Here is a 282-nt window from a genome sequence, read left to right as displayed (position 1 = left end):
ATCCGAATTTGCATACTTGATGTTTGAGTTCTAAGTAACCTATTGATGTCAAACCAAAAAGTATCCTTATTAGATCTAGAAGGATGATTGTGAGATATATTTAACGCACTAAAATTATGATATTCATCTTCTATTTCAGGACCTGTGATTGATTTAAATCCTAAATTCAAAAAAAACCGTTCTATATTATTAATAATGATTGTAATTGGATGCATAGCACCATTTTCAACACGACGACCCGACAATGAAATATCAATTTTTTCTTTATTTATTTTTTTTTCA

1 pseudogene is annotated in these 282 nt (G+C 28.0%); it reads right to left on the bottom strand.

Features of this window, described 5'->3' with window-relative positions:
- Positions 1-282, bottom strand: a pseudogene (locus tag LDP10_RS03480) (phenylalanine--tRNA ligase subunit alpha); the annotation flags it as partial.

The organism is Buchnera aphidicola (Pemphigus obesinymphae), assembly GCF_026122815.1.
Taxonomy (GTDB): Bacteria; Pseudomonadota; Gammaproteobacteria; order Enterobacterales; family Enterobacteriaceae; genus Buchnera_C; species Buchnera_C aphidicola_BJ.
The sequence above is the reverse complement of the archived record's forward strand: the minus strand, read 5'-3'. Positions and strand labels throughout refer to the sequence as shown.